This is a genomic window from Pseudomonas sp. B5(2017) (genome assembly GCF_002112825.1).
Taxonomy (GTDB): domain Bacteria; phylum Pseudomonadota; class Gammaproteobacteria; order Pseudomonadales; family Pseudomonadaceae; genus Aquipseudomonas; species Aquipseudomonas putida_Z.
Genome location: NZ_NEIR01000009.1, coordinates 14,396 through 26,636 on the forward strand (window position 1 = coordinate 14,396; position 12,241 = coordinate 26,636).

Genomic DNA, 12,241 nt, shown 5'->3' on the forward strand with positions numbered 1-12,241 from the left:
GCGATCGGGCTGCGCAGCAGCCCCAGCGATATCGGCATCACCTTCAATAATCTGGGGCTGCTGCGCAGCCCGATCGCGACACAAGGCCGCTCCTACAGCCACCGCGTCAATGCGGCAGGCGGGGATCAATGCGAGAGGTAGACGGTGAGGGTCTGGCCTGGCTTCAGGGCATGGCCGCTGCGCGGGTTCCAGCGTTTGAGGTGCTTCATTTCCACGTTGAAGCGCTTGGCCACCAGGTACAGCGAATCGCCTTTGCGTACCTTGTACTGCGTGGAGCGCTGCCCGGAGGCGGCTACCCGATTGCCAGCAGCGCTCGGCGCGCTGCCACCGCGCAGGGCCAGGACCTGGCCAGCGCGCACGCTGTTGCCGGTGAGACGGTTCCAGCGCTTGATGTCCTTGACCGAAACGCGGTTGGCCTTGGCGATGGCGCCCAGGTTGTCGCCGCGCTTGACCCGGTAGCTGCGCGCCGCCACAGGGGCCTTGGCTTCGGCCACGGCGCGGGCGAACACCGCCTTGTTCGGCTGCAGGCTGACCAGTTGCTCGGGCTTGAGGTTGGACAGGCTGTCGCTCAGCAGCTGCGCCTTGGCGGTGGGTACCAGCAGCTGCTGCGGGCCATCCACGGTCATGCGCTTCTTGAATGCCGGGTTGAGCTGGATCAGCTCGTCTTCGTCGATGTTGGCGAAGGCCGCTACCCGCGACAGGTCGAGGCGGTCGTTGATGGCCACCGCCTCGAAGTAGGGTTCGTTGGCGATCGGGTTCAGGTTCACGCCATAGGCTTCCGGCGTGAGTACCACCTGCGACAGGGCCAGCAGCTTGGGCACGTAGTCGCGGGTCTCCTGCGGCAGCGGCAGGTTCCAGTAGTCGGTGGGCAGGCCGAGCCGTTCGTTGCGCTCGATGGCGCGGCTGACTGTGCCTTCGCCGGCGTTGTAGGCAGCCAGGGCCAGCAGCCAGTCGCCGTTGAACATGTCGTGCAGGCGGCTGAGGTAGTCCAGGGCGGCGTTGGTCGAGGCGGTCACGTCGCGACGGCCATCGTAGAAGTTGGTCTGGCGCAGATTGAAGTGGCGGCCGGTGGACGGAATGAACTGCCACATCCCCGCGGCATGGGCGCGCGAGTAGGCCATCGGGTTGTAGGCGCTCTCGATGGCTGGCAGCAGGGCCAGTTCCAGCGGCATGTCGCGTTCCTCGAGGCGCTCGACGATGTAGTGCAGGTAGAGGCTGCCACGCTCGCCGGCGCTTTCGATGTAGCTTGGGTTGCTGGCGAACCACAGGCGCTGCTGCTCGATGCGCGGGTTGACGTCGATGTTGTCCTGCAGGGCAAAGCCCTGGCGCATGCGTTCCCATACGTCCTGTGGCGCCTGCTCGGCCGGCTTGACCAGCAACGGTGAAGGCTTGTGTTTGATCCGCGCCTGGTAGTTGTGAGCGCGAACGCTATCGGATTCGTCGAGCTGACGGGTGCTCTGGCAGCCCACCAAAGTGGCGGCCAGGGCCAGCGCACTGATTTGGGCCAGGCGCGTCAGGGCGACGGAATGAGAGGTTCTGCGGCTTCGGGAAGACATCGGCTGACACAGGTTTCCGGGCGAAAAATTTCGGCGATTCTAGAAACCGCTCCGGGCCTGGTCAACCTTTGACCATCGCTTGCGATATATCTTGAGGTTATCAGAAGGTGTCCTTCCAAGACCTCAAGGCAGCAAAAACAGCGACATGCGAGGGGTTTGAATGTCCCTTCCATTCGTCTGCTTTTTGTTTAACTAATGTTTCAGAGGTGCGCAGGAAGGGGTTGGTCAGGCGCTCCAGACCGATCGTTGATGGCAATGTGATGCGATTGTCGGCACGCAAACGGGTAACGTCCTCGAACCGCTGCTGAACGTGCGGGTTCTCGGGTTCCACCGCCTTGGCGAAACGCAGGTTGCTCAGGGTGTATTCGTGGGCGCAGTACACCTCGGTCTGCTCTGGCAGGGCTGCCAGGCGGGCGAGGGCTGGCTGCATCTGTTCGGGGGTGCCTTCGAACATGCGCCCGCAACCGGCGGCGAACAGCGTGTCGCCACTGAACAGCACCGGCGTTGCCGGCTGGTCGCTGAACAGGGCGATATGCCCCAGGGTATGGCCGGGCACGGCCAGCACCTGGAAGGTCACGCCAAGCACGGTCACCTGGTCACCTTCGTCCAGCGCCAGGTCACGGCAGGGAATGCGCTCGTGGGCCGGGCCGCAAACCCGCGCGCCGGTCAGTTGCTTGAGCCGTTCCACGCCGCCGACGTGGTCGTTGTGGTGGTGGGTGACCAGGATGTCGCTCAGTACCCAGCCGGGGTTGGCCGATAGCCAGCGTTCCACTGGGCCGGCGTCACCCGGATCGACCACCGCGCAGCGGCGTTTGGCAGTATCCTGTAACAACCAGATGTAGTTGTCGGAGAAAGCGGGGAGAGCATCGATCTGTATCATGGTGCGGATCCGATTCGCCTAGCGTGGCACATGAAGGCATCTTATCCGCGATGGCGCGGTGCGAGAACCTTCGAGGGAGAGCGCAATGACCGACCAAGCCTTTGCCCAGGCCGACCCGGACTGGGTCAAGCTGATCAGCCTGGCCCGTGAGTGGTTCAACGGCCCACTCGGCCAACTGATGCTCAAGGAGGAGGAAAAACTGCTGGAAGAAGAGCTCGGGCGCTTCTTCGGGGGTTACCTTGTGCACTACGGGCCCTGCGCCGAGCCACCGCCCAGCGCGCCCCAGGTGCAGCGCAACGTGCGCCTCGGTGCACCGCTGCCGGGGGTGGAGATTGTCTGCGAGGAGCAGGCCTGGCCGCTGAGCGAGCACGCCGCCGACGTGGTGGTGCTGCAGCATGGCCTGGATTTCTGCCTTTCGCCCCACGGCCTGCTGCGCGAGGCGGCCAGCGCGGTGCGCCCTGGCGGGCACCTGCTGATCGTCGGGATCAACCCCTGGAGCAGCTGGGGCATGCGCCATTTCTTCAGCCACGGCGCCTTGCGCAAGGCCCGTTGCATCTCGCCGTCACGGGTGGGCGACTGGCTCAACCTGCTGGGCTTCGCGCTGGAGAAACGCCGCTTCGGGTGCTATCGTCCGCCGCTTGCCTCACCGGCCTGGCAGCAGCGCCTGGCGGGCTGGGAACGGGTGGCCGGCGGTTGGCAGGGCTCCGGTGGCGGGGTGTACCTGCTGGTAGCGCGCAAGATGGTGGTGGGCCTGCGGCCGTTGCGCCAGGAGCGTCGCGAACCGATGGGCAAGCTGCTGCCGCTGCCACTGGCCAAGGTCAACCGCGCGGCGGCCAACCCGGATACTGAAAAGCACTGAACATGAGTGGTACATGAGCGAAAGCGTCGAGATGTTTACCGATGGTGCCTGCAAGGGCAACCCTGGCCCTGGCGGCTGGGGCGTCCTTATGATCTACAAGGGCGTCGAGAAGGAACTGTGGGGCGGCGAACGCGAAACCACCAACAACCGCATGGAACTGATGGCCGCGATCCAGGGCTTGATGGCGCTGAAGCGCGAATGCGAAGTGGTGCTGACCACCGACTCGCAGTACGTGATGAAGGGCATCAACGAATGGATGACCAACTGGAAGAAGCGCGGCTGGAAAACCGCGGCCAAGGAGCCGGTGAAGAACGCCGACCTGTGGCAGCAGCTGGATGAGCAGGTCAACCGCCACAAGGTGACCTGGAAGTGGGTGCGCGGGCATATCGGCCACCCCGGCAACGAACGCGCCGACCAGCTGGCCAACCGTGGGGTCGATGAGGTGCGCGCCAAGCGTTGAGCTGGGGTACAATTCCGGCCTTTGTAACTGATGCAAGTTGGAGCGCCCCGCGTGGAGCAGCAGCAAGATAAACGGTTCGTCATTCTCGATACCGAAACCACGGGTATGCCGGTCAGCGAAGGCCACCGGATCATCGAGATCGGCTGTGTCGAGGTCATCGGCCGGCGCCTGACCGGGCGGCACTTCCACGTCTACCTGCAGCCGGACCGCGAGAGTGACGAGGGCGCCATCAACGTCCACGGCATCACCGATGCCTTCCTGGTCGGCAAGCCACGCTTTGGCGATGTTGCCGAGGAGTTCTTCGAGTTCATCCAGGGCGCCACGCTGGTCATCCACAACGCGGCGTTCGACGTTGGCTTCATCAACAACGAATTTGCCTTGCTGGGCCAGCAGGACCGCGCGGATATTTCGCAGCATTGCACCATCCTCGACACCCTGCTGCTGGCGCGCTCGCGCCACCCGGGGCAGCGCAACAGCCTGGATGCGCTGTGCAAACGCTACGACATCGACAACTCGGGCCGTGAGCTGCACGGCGCATTGCTCGACTCGGAACTGCTGGCTGACGTCTACCTGGCAATGACCGGTGGCCAGACCAGCCTGTCGCTGGCCGGGCATGGGGCAGAGGCCGGGGATGAAGGGGCGGGTGCTGGTGGCAGCGAGATTCGCCGTATTACCGGGCGGGCGCCCGGGCGGGTGATCATGGCCAGTGCCGAGGAGCTGGAGGCGCATGCCGAGCGCCTGGCGGCCATTGCCAAGTCGGCGGGTGGGCCATCCATGTGGCAGGCCCTGACCGAGACACCTGCTGGCTGATCTTTCGCCTGCTCCGGCCCTTTCGCGGGTGAACCCGCTCCCACAGGAAATCGACTGGTCTTGAATGCAATGCGGTCCCTGTGGGAGCGGGTTCACCCGCGAAGAGGCCTGCACAGGCAATACAAGGCTCAACTACCCTGAAATGGACGCCATGTCCTTCGGAGGTAGCCACCTGATGTACAAGGACCTCAAGTTCCCCATCCTCATCGTGCATCGCGCCATCAAGGCCGACAGCGTCGCTGGCGAGCGTGTGCGGGGCATCGCCGAGGAGCTGCGCCAGGACGGCTTTGCCATCCTCGCCGCCGCCGACCATGCCGAGGCCTGCCTGGTCGCCGCCACCCACCATGGCCTGGCCTGCATGCTGGTTGCCGCCGAGGGCGTCGGCGAGAATACCCACCTGCTGCAGAACATGGCCGAGCTGATCCGCCTGGCCCGCCTGCGTGCCCCCAACCTGCCGATTTTCGCCCTGGGCGAACAGGTGACCCTGGAAAACGCCCCCGCCGAAGCCATGAGCGAGCTCAACCAGCTGCGCGGCATCCTCTACCTGTTCGAAGACACCGTGCCGTTTCTTGCGCGCCAGGTGGCGCGTGCCGCACATATCTACCTCGACGGCCTGCTGCCGCCGTTCTTCAAGGCCCTGGTGCAGCACACCGCGCAGTCCAACTATTCCTGGCACACCCCGGGCCACGGCGGCGGCGTGGCCTATCGCAAAAGCCCGGTGGGCCAGGCCTTTCACCAGTTCTTCGGGGAAAACACACTGCGCTCGGACCTGTCCGTTTCCGTGCCGGAGCTGGGCTCGCTGCTCGATCACACCGGCCCCTTGGCCGAAGCCGAAGCCAGGGCTGCGCGCAACTTTGGCGCCGACCATACCTTCTTCGTCATCAACGGCACCTCCACGGCCAACAAGATCGTCTGGCACGCCATGGTCGGCCGCGACGACCTGGTGCTGGTGGACCGCAACTGCCACAAGTCGGTGGTGCACGCGATCATCATGACCGGTGCCATCCCCCTCTATCTGTGCCCCGAGCGCAACGAACTCGGGATCATCGGCCCGATCCCGCTCAGCGAGTTCAGCCCCGAGGCGATCCAGGCGAAGATCCAGGCCAACCCTCTCGCCCGTGATCGCGGGCAGCGCATCAAGCTGGCGGTGGTGACCAACTCCACCTACGACGGCCTGTGCTACCACGCCGGCTTGATCAAGCAGACCCTGGGCGCCAGTGTCGAGGTGCTGCACTTCGACGAGGCCTGGTTCGCCTATGCGGCGTTCCACGAGTTCTTCACCGGGCGCTATGCCATGGGCACGGCCTGCGCGGCAGACAGCCCGCTGGTGTTCAGCACCCATTCCACCCACAAGCTGTTGGCCGCGTTCAGCCAGGCCTCGATGATTCATGTGCAGGACGGGGCCAGGCGCCAGCTGGACCGTGACCGCTTCAACGAAGCGTTCATGATGCACATCTCGACCTCGCCGCAGTACAGCATTCTCGCTTCGCTGGACGTGGCCTCGACCATGATGGAAGGGCCGGCCGGGCGTTCGCTGCTGCAAGAAATGTTCGACGAGGCGCTGAGCTTTCGCCGTGCCCTGGCCAACCTGCGCGAGCACATCGCCGCCGACGACTGGTGGTTCAGCATCTGGCAGCCGCCGAGCGCCGAAGGCATCCACCGCCTGGCCGCTCAGGACTGGCTGCTGCAGCCGGGGGCGGAGTGGCATGGCTTTGGCGAAGTGGCGGACGACTATGTGCTGCTCGACCCGCTGAAGGTGACCCTGGTAATGCCAGGCCTGAGCGCGGGCGGTGCGCTGGGCGAGCATGGCATCCCGGCGGCAGTGGTCAGCAAGTTTCTCTGGGAGCGGGGGCTGGTGGTGGAGAAAACCGGCCTGTACAGCTTCCTGGTGCTGTTCTCCATGGGCATCACCAAGGGCAAGTGGAGCACCTTGCTCACCGAGTTGCTGGAGTTCAAGCGCCACTATGACGGCAATACCGCCCTGAGCAACTGCCTGCCGAGTGTGGTGTCTGCCGATGCCTCACGCTACCAGGGCATGGGCCTGCGCGACCTGTGCGACCAGTTGCATGGCTGCTACCGCGCCAATGCCACGGCCAAGCAGCTGAAGCGGCTGTTCACGCGTTTGCCGGAGGTAGCCGTGAGCACGGCCCGGGCCTATGACCAGATGGTGCGCGGTGAGGTGGAGGCGGTGCCGATCGAGGCGCTGCTGGGGCGAGTGGCGGCGGTGATGCTGGTGCCGTACCCGCCTGGTATTCCTTTGATCATGCCGGGGGAGCGGTTCACCGAGGCGACCCGCTCGATAGTCGATTACCTGGCGTTCGCCCGGGCGTTCAACCAGGGCTTCCCAGGTTTCGTCGCCGACGTGCACGGCCTGCAGAACGAAAGCGGCCGCTACACGGTGGATTGCATCAAGGAATGCGAATGATCTCGACGCCGCTGCGCGCCAGTTCGAAGCGGTTTTCACCCAGGTGGTTGACCTTGTCGCCGATGGCCAGGCGATAGGTGGTGATGGGGGCGCCCAGCGTGCTGCCGTCGGTTTGCAGGGTCGATTCCTGGAACTCGTGCACGGGGTAGATGCGGCCTTCGGCGTCACGGGCGTGGAATTGGCCGACCATTACTGCTGCCATTTGGGTGGAAACCTCTGAATTACGTGGGAAATGTCTGCAGGCATAGACCGTGGAACAGCGTCGGAAGTTTTCGCCCCGCGGAAAAAAAACCAAAGCGCCGAGGAACGGTCATCTATAACTACAACGTCCCTTTACCCAGCAGAGGTTGGAAATTGCCATGAGCCAGGTGTATTCGGTAGCAGTGGTCGTCGGTAGCTTGCGCAAGGACTCCTACAACCGCAAGATCGCCCGCGCACTCTCGGAGCTGGCGCCGTCCAGCCTTGCCCTGAAAATCGTCGAGATTGGCGATTTGCCGTTGTACAACGAGGATGTCGAGGCCGAAGCGCTGCCGGAAGCGTGGAAGCGTTTTCGCGACGAGATCCGCCGCAGTGATGCAGTGCTGTTCGTCACCCCGGAGTACAACCGCTCGGTACCTGGCGGCCTGAAGAATGCCATCGATGTGGGCTCGCGGCCTTACGGGCAAAGCGCCTGGAGTGGCAAGCCGGCGGCAGTGGTCAGTGTGTCGCCTGGTGCCATTGGTGGGTTTGGCGCCAACCATGCCGTGCGCCAGTCGCTGGTGTTTTTGGACATGCCGTGCATGCAGATGCCCGAGGCCTACATTGGCGGCGCGGCTAGCCTGTTCGACGATGCGGGCAAGCTCAGTGACAAGACCCGACCGTTCTTGCAGGCGTTTATCGACAAGTTCGCTTCCTGGGTGAAGTTGAACAGGGCAGTTTGACCTGCCTTGAGCAATCATCGCTGAGCGCACGAACCCTGTAGGAGCGGCCTTGTGTCGCGAAAGGGCTGCGCAGCAGCCCCAGGATTTCAGCTTCGCAACATAAATTGCCGGGGCTGCTGCGCAGCCCTTTCGCGACACAAGGCCGCTCCTACAAAAAGCTGTGCGCAGCGGATTAGCGGAAGCTGTAGGAAACCCCGGCATACACGCCAAAGCCTTCGCCCGGCGTCGAACGGGCCTCATCCTTTCCAGCATCGTTGTAGCCAGGTGTCACCGTCGCCGCATAACGCTTGTTGGTGAGGTTGCGCAGGTCCAGCCAGGTCTGCCAGTCCTGCTTCGGTGAATCCCAGCCCAGGCGTGCGCCGAGCAAGGCATATTCATCGGCGTGGTAACTGTTGGCGTAGTCCACCTGCACCTTCGACGCCATCTGCGTGTTCACCCCGGCGTAGAAACCGCTCGGCCAGTCATAGCGCAGCTCGGCCTGGTAGTAGTGCATGGGGATGCCCGGCAGGCGGTTGTCGCCGAACTTGTCGTCATCGCGGTAGTGGAAGTCACTGAAGGTGTAGGCCTGGCGCAGGCTCAGCCTGCCAGTACCGGCACGTTCCCACAGGGTGCTGTCGAGGCCGGCTTCCACGCCTTGGTGCACGGTGGCGCTGGCGTTGAATTCCTTGGCCGGAGCGCCTTGCACGATCTCCACCGCCAGCAATTCATGGCGAACCTGCGAGTAGTACCACGCCAGGTCCCAATGCCCCAATGCCGATTCGCCGCGTGTGCCCAGTTCCAGTGTGGTGGCCGTCTGGTTTTGCATTTCGATCGGTTGGTTGGCTGTGGGCGCACTCCAGATCAGGGCCCAGGGATGGGGTGGTTCGACCGAGCGGCTCAGGTTGCCGTACACCTGCAGGTCCGGGCTGATGTCATAGCGCAGCCCCAGGCGTGGTGCATAGTCCCAGTCATGCTGGCTCACTTTGCCGCCCCCGGCAGGGTGGTAAGTGACATCACTTTCACGGCGGGTATAGATCATCGCCAGGCCAGTGGTCAGCCACAGGTTCGGTACCAGCTCCAGGTCATTGCCCACATGCAGCACGGTGTCCGAGCCCTGGTAGGTGAAGTCGCGGGTGCGCTCACCGAACACGTCGCCATTGCGGGTGAACTGCGAAGCACCGCTGTTGGGCAGGTGCTTGGTGGTACGCCAGCCGACGGTGGTCTTGCTCTCGTGGCCGAACAGGGTGTCGCGGCGGAAGTAGTTCAAGGTGCCGCTCACATCGGTATAGGCCACCTTCAGGCGCATCGGGCCTTCACGCAGGTCCATCGGGTAGTCGTGGTAGACCAGGCCAGCTTCCAGGCGCGCATCGTCGTCGAGGTAAAAGGTGGTCTTGTTGCCCACCCAGGTACTGCCCGGTTGCGGGCGGCTGTCGTCGCGAGCCAGGTAGGCCGGGTTCGCGGCGCGGGGGTGGTGCTTGATCTGCTCCTTGGTCAGGCGCCCGGCCAACTCGTTCTCGGTTTCCCGGTAGCGCAGGTAGAAGCGGGTTTCCAGGTTCGGGTTGAAGCGGTAGCCGACGTTGGCGGCAACCCCCTTGGCGCTGCCGCTGCTGTGCGCCTGGTAGCCGTCATATTCCGAATCGGTCAGGGCCACGTAGTAGTCGAGGTTGCCCAGCACCTGCCCCGAGCTGATGTGCCGATGCTGGTAGCCGCGGCTGCCGACTTCGTAGCGCACCTGCAGCGGCGCGGCGTCGTAGCCGGTATGGGTGACGTAGTTGATTGCACCGCCAAGGGCGAGGGCCCCCTGGTCGAAGCCGTTGGCGCCGCGCAGAACTTCGGCGCGGCTCAGCCACAGCGGCTCGAACAGCTCGTAGGGCGTACCGCCCGGGCCGGTCAGGGGCAGGCCGTCGAACATCGTGTACACCCCGGAACCGTGGGCCCCCGGTGCGCGGTTGATGCCCGAACCGCGGATCGACAGCTTGATGCCATCGTTGCCCGCCGATTGGGCGAACACCCCGGGCTGGTAGGCAAGTACATCCTGGTTGCTGGCAACCCGGCCTTGCCCTACACGCTGCATGTCCACCAGGTTGCTGGCGCCCGGCACTTCGTGCAGGCGTTCGCTGGCGGCGGTCAGGTCGTTCTGCTCCTCATCGGTGATCAGCACCTGGCCCAACTCGACCGAGGGTGCCGCCAGGGCGGGCTGGGAGGCAGCGAAAGCAGCCAGCAGGCCGAGGCAGGATGGTGGGGGCAAAACGCAACGCATTGTACGACTCCAGGCGAAAGGCGAATGGACAACGGCGTTGAGACGAGCGAAATGCCGCTTGGAGCACGAGGAAAGTCGACAAATATCGCGCAACCTTCGTCAGAGGGTTTTGTACGAAAGTTCTTTACAAGCCGTAGCGATGGAGCAGGGCGACCCGCGCTTCGTAAGGTGATTGCAGACCGGCAGCGATGCCTCGCTCAATCACCCGTGGAGTTCAAACATGACTGACAACGCACGAAACTCGCAGCAACCCCTGGCGGACGCCCCGGTTCGCCTGACGCCACGTGAACGGCAAGTGCTGTTGTGGTGTGCCTACGGCAAGAGCTCGTGGGAGATTGGCCGGATCCTGGAATGCAAGGAATCGACGGTGAACTTCCATGTGTCGAACATCCTGCGCAAGTTCGATGTGCCCACGCGGGTGGCTGCGGTGATCAAGGCCATTCGCTACGGCATGCTGGCCGAGCAGTGAGGGGGTGAAGCATGGGCAACGATCCTCGGTTACCGCGTTTTGCCGACTGCCATGACCCGTTCTGGCCACGGGTGGACCTGGGCAGGTTGCGTGAGCGCCTGAAGCTGCAGCGGCCTGTCAGTGAGGCTGCGCTGGAAGTGGCCGCACGCTGCGCGGCCATCGACGCGGCACGCGAGTTCGCGCGCTGGCGCGCGGTGTTGCGAGAACGGGGCTACAAGCGCCTCGAGGATGTGGCCGGGCATGACCAGGGGCGTGCATTGCGGGTGTGCTACATCCGCTTTGTCGAAGCCGCGGTCATGCATAGCCTGGGCTCGACCGCCTACCTGCCCGCCGCACACCGAGGGGCTGCCCATGACTGAAGAATCTGTTTTCGACAGCCTGGCCCCGGCACTGGTGGAGTTGCTGGGCGTGGATGGCAATGTCCTGTTTGCTGCGCTGCTGGGGGCTTTGCTGGTGAGCGCGGCGCGCGACCGGTTGATCACCAACAAGGCCAGGCGCCTGACGCTGGGCAAGAAACTGTTGCTGGTATTCGTGACCGTGGGGGTGGGTCACCTGTTCGAGCCGCTGGTCTCGTCACTGGTGCCCCTGCTGAGCCGTGGCATGGCGGCGTTCGTGGCTGCCGTGGTGGTGATCCCCATCAGCCTCAAGGTGATGGTCTGGCTGGATACGCTGGACCCGCGCGAACTCATCCAGCGCTGGCGCCGCCGGGGCTAGCCGCTGGCGGCATTGGGCAAGCGACTGGTCAGCGCGCTCAATTGCCGTTCCAGCTGCTGGATGCGTTGCTTGTCCTGGACCAGCAGGAGAACGGCCTGGCGATCGGCAAGCGACAAGGTGCGCAGGCGCGCGAGCATGTCGTGTTCCCAGCCGTCTTCGTCCAGGCCTGCGCGATGTCGTTCGGGTTCACCCAGCAGAAGCCAGTCCAGTGAGCATGCGTATTGCTTGGCAATGTCTATGCAGAGTGAATAAGGAATGCTGTCGCGCACCTTCCAGCTGCTCAATGTCTGCGGGCTGATCGAAAGCGCTCTGGACAGCTCGGCGTCAGATTCCGTAGCGGTCAGAAGCTTCAGCCGGGTCAGCACCGAAGCAAGTACGTGGGTACTCATAACAAATATCCATGACTGGTTTAATGATATTCCATGGGCTTAAACTACTCGCTATGAATACAGCCCTGCGTTTTAAGGAGCGTTCCTGCAATGAGAAGCATCAAACTGAAGAATACACCTATATATGCAGCCAATACTGATAAAACCGGACGACTATTCTCACAGAAGGTAAGCCTGAACAATGCTTGCAGGTACTTGCCGTGAGTACATACAAGCTGGTTTGCCCGCATTGCCACAGCCGGATGCGCATACGCACCAGTGAAGGGCGTCATATTTTCCTGCGGATCGCCTATTTGCAATGCAGCAACGAGGCATGTGGCTGGTCGGTGCGCGCCGAGTTCGAAATGACCCATGAACTCTCGCCCAGCGGCATGCCCAACCCGGAAGTGTACCTGCCCTCGGCCAATGGTGATTTACGCAAGGCAGCGCTGCCGGGGGCCGCCCAGGACAACTCTGGTGAATGAGCCTTCATGCTCACGGATAAAAAGCGCGCAGATAAAAAAACACCCCGCATGAGCGG

At 63.6% G+C, this 12,241-nt stretch carries 14 protein-coding genes; 9 read left to right on the forward strand and 5 right to left on the reverse strand.

The genetic code is table 11. The annotated features are described in order from the left end of the window. Positions 1 to 125 precede the first annotated feature (125 nt). Positions 126 to 1,556, reverse strand: a complete 1,431-nt coding sequence (locus CAG00_RS14880; RefSeq protein WP_085664608.1) for a lytic transglycosylase domain-containing protein — start codon at positions 1,554 to 1,556, stop codon at positions 126 to 128. A gap of 100 nt (positions 1,557 to 1,656) precedes the next feature. Beyond that, positions 1,657 to 2,436, reverse strand: a complete 780-nt coding sequence (gene gloB / locus CAG00_RS14885; protein ID WP_013973400.1) for a hydroxyacylglutathione hydrolase — start codon at positions 2,434 to 2,436, stop codon at positions 1,657 to 1,659. Between the two features lie 85 nt (positions 2,437 to 2,521). Here gloB and CAG00_RS14890 point away from each other — a divergent pair, with 85 nt between their 5' ends. The 4 genes from CAG00_RS14890 to CAG00_RS14905 all read left to right on the forward strand — a co-directional run bounded on the left by CAG00_RS14890 (position 2,522) and on the right by CAG00_RS14905 (position 6,990). Next, positions 2,522 to 3,295 carry a class I SAM-dependent methyltransferase gene (locus CAG00_RS14890; RefSeq protein ID WP_085664609.1) on the forward strand — a complete coding sequence of 258 codons (774 nt, stop codon included), beginning with the start codon at positions 2,522 to 2,524 and terminating at the stop codon, positions 3,293 to 3,295. A gap of 13 nt (positions 3,296 to 3,308) precedes the next feature. Beyond that, on the forward strand, positions 3,309 to 3,755 hold the full coding sequence (gene rnhA / locus CAG00_RS14895; RefSeq protein WP_003261021.1) for a ribonuclease HI: 447 nt from the start codon (positions 3,309 to 3,311) through the stop codon (positions 3,753 to 3,755). Between the two features lie 51 nt (positions 3,756 to 3,806). Continuing rightward, on the forward strand, positions 3,807 to 4,565 hold the full coding sequence (dnaQ, locus tag CAG00_RS14900) for a DNA polymerase III subunit epsilon (protein WP_085590408.1): 759 nt from the start codon (positions 3,807 to 3,809) through the stop codon (positions 4,563 to 4,565). 175 nt (positions 4,566 to 4,740) lie between these two features. Then, the gene (locus CAG00_RS14905) at positions 4,741 to 6,990 is read left to right on the forward strand and encodes an Orn/Lys/Arg decarboxylase N-terminal domain-containing protein (protein WP_085664741.1); all 2,250 of its coding nucleotides are present in this window, start codon (positions 4,741 to 4,743) and stop codon (positions 6,988 to 6,990) included. Here CAG00_RS14905 and CAG00_RS14910 read toward each other — a convergent pair. Further along, positions 6,974 to 7,192: a hypothetical protein gene (locus tag CAG00_RS14910; protein ID WP_003261019.1), complete on the reverse strand. Its 219-nt coding sequence runs from the start codon at positions 7,190 to 7,192 to the stop codon at positions 6,974 to 6,976. The genes CAG00_RS14905 and CAG00_RS14910 overlap by 17 nt on opposite strands. A 157-nt stretch (positions 7,193 to 7,349) precedes the next feature. Here CAG00_RS14910 and CAG00_RS14915 point away from each other — a divergent pair, with 157 nt between their 5' ends. Then, a complete protein-coding gene (locus CAG00_RS14915; protein ID WP_054572488.1) occupies positions 7,350 to 7,910 on the forward strand; it encodes an NADPH-dependent FMN reductase in 561 nt (186 codons plus the stop codon). A 172-nt stretch (positions 7,911 to 8,082) separates the two neighbouring features. Here the strand turns inward: CAG00_RS14915 and CAG00_RS14920 are convergent, their stop codons facing one another. After that, the gene (locus tag CAG00_RS14920) at positions 8,083 to 10,149 is read right to left on the reverse strand and encodes a TonB-dependent receptor domain-containing protein (RefSeq protein WP_085664610.1); all 2,067 of its coding nucleotides are present in this window, start codon (positions 10,147 to 10,149) and stop codon (positions 8,083 to 8,085) included. A 220-nt stretch (positions 10,150 to 10,369) separates the two neighbouring features. Here CAG00_RS14920 and CAG00_RS14925 point away from each other — a divergent pair, with 220 nt between their 5' ends. From CAG00_RS14925 to CAG00_RS14935, 3 genes are read left to right on the forward strand one after another with little or no spacing between them, the layout of a single operon-like run. Then, complete coding sequence (locus CAG00_RS14925) at positions 10,370 to 10,618, forward strand: helix-turn-helix domain-containing protein (RefSeq protein ID WP_085614418.1); 249 nt, start codon at positions 10,370 to 10,372, stop codon at positions 10,616 to 10,618. Between the two features lie 11 nt (positions 10,619 to 10,629). Next, positions 10,630 to 10,977, forward strand: coding sequence for a head completion/stabilization protein (locus tag CAG00_RS14930; RefSeq protein WP_085664611.1), 348 nt, complete (start codon positions 10,630 to 10,632; stop codon positions 10,975 to 10,977). Then, a complete protein-coding gene (locus CAG00_RS14935) occupies positions 10,970 to 11,332 on the forward strand; it encodes a hypothetical protein (RefSeq protein ID WP_075045812.1) in 363 nt (120 codons plus the stop codon). The genes CAG00_RS14930 and CAG00_RS14935 overlap by 8 nt, the downstream gene beginning before the upstream one ends. Here the strand turns inward: CAG00_RS14935 and CAG00_RS14940 are convergent. Beyond that, positions 11,329 to 11,721, reverse strand: coding sequence for a helix-turn-helix domain-containing protein (locus CAG00_RS14940; RefSeq protein ID WP_085664612.1), 393 nt, complete (start codon positions 11,719 to 11,721; stop codon positions 11,329 to 11,331). The genes CAG00_RS14935 and CAG00_RS14940 overlap by 4 nt on opposite strands. 200 nt (positions 11,722 to 11,921) lie before the next feature. On the opposite strand from CAG00_RS14940, the gene CAG00_RS14945 reads away from it, so the two are divergent. Further along, positions 11,922 to 12,185, forward strand: a complete 264-nt coding sequence (locus CAG00_RS14945) for an ogr/Delta-like zinc finger family protein (protein ID WP_085664613.1) — start codon at positions 11,922 to 11,924, stop codon at positions 12,183 to 12,185. The last annotated feature ends 56 nt before the right edge of the window (positions 12,186 to 12,241 follow it).

Bases quoted from the DNA above. Each gene is read 5' to 3' on its own strand.
- CAG00_RS14880 (WP_085664608.1), bottom strand. From the start codon at position 1,556: ATGTCTTCCCGAAGCCGCAGAACCTCTCATTCCGTCGCCCTGACGCGC.
- gloB (WP_013973400.1), bottom strand. From the start codon at position 2,436: ATGATACAGATCGATGCTCTCCCCGCTTTCTCCGACAACTACATCTGG.
- CAG00_RS14890 (WP_085664609.1), top strand. From the start codon at position 2,522: ATGACCGACCAAGCCTTTGCCCAGGCCGACCCGGACTGGGTCAAGCTG.
- rnhA (WP_003261021.1), top strand. From the start codon at position 3,309: ATGAGCGAAAGCGTCGAGATGTTTACCGATGGTGCCTGCAAGGGCAAC.
- CAG00_RS14905 (WP_085664741.1), top strand. From the start codon at position 4,741: ATGTACAAGGACCTCAAGTTCCCCATCCTCATCGTGCATCGCGCCATC.
- CAG00_RS14910 (WP_003261019.1), bottom strand. From the start codon at position 7,192: ATGGCAGCAGTAATGGTCGGCCAATTCCACGCCCGTGACGCCGAAGGC.
- CAG00_RS14915 (WP_054572488.1), top strand. From the start codon at position 7,350: ATGAGCCAGGTGTATTCGGTAGCAGTGGTCGTCGGTAGCTTGCGCAAG.
- CAG00_RS14920 (WP_085664610.1), bottom strand. From the start codon at position 10,149: ATGCGTTGCGTTTTGCCCCCACCATCCTGCCTCGGCCTGCTGGCTGCT.
- CAG00_RS14925 (WP_085614418.1), top strand. From the start codon at position 10,370: ATGACTGACAACGCACGAAACTCGCAGCAACCCCTGGCGGACGCCCCG.
- CAG00_RS14930 (WP_085664611.1), top strand. From the start codon at position 10,630: ATGGGCAACGATCCTCGGTTACCGCGTTTTGCCGACTGCCATGACCCG.
- CAG00_RS14935 (WP_075045812.1), top strand. From the start codon at position 10,970: ATGACTGAAGAATCTGTTTTCGACAGCCTGGCCCCGGCACTGGTGGAG.
- CAG00_RS14940 (WP_085664612.1), bottom strand. From the start codon at position 11,721: ATGAGTACCCACGTACTTGCTTCGGTGCTGACCCGGCTGAAGCTTCTG.